The following is a 259-nucleotide window of genomic DNA, read 5'->3' on the forward strand; positions in this document are numbered from 1 at the left end:
GAATCGCTTCCTGGCATCCGGTATGTGTGAAGATAGTGAGAGTTTGTTTGTGAAATTTTTTCGGGGCTTGGCAATGAAGTTTCTTTTGGTTATTCGCCGCCTTGCTTGGGGTTGGCCTTTGGCAGTAAGCCAAGAAGAACATTTGTCTTACTGCGTCGGCTCACCCTGGGCGCTCGCCAGCTGAGATATTGAGGGGATGATTGTGGCATTAGTTGGGGCTTCGAATGAATCTTCTATTAAGGATTCGCCGCCTTGCTTG

1 protein-coding gene is annotated in these 259 nt (G+C 48.6%); it reads left to right on the forward strand.

The genetic code is table 11. The features are described 5' to 3' along the window. Positions 1–184 (forward strand): hypothetical protein (locus tag SB775_RS31015; protein ID WP_410865110.1); only part of this gene is annotated, 184 nt, incomplete at its 5' end. Positions 185–259: the final 75 nt, after the last annotated feature.

It is taken from the genome of Peribacillus sp. SIMBA_075 (genome assembly GCF_046534585.1).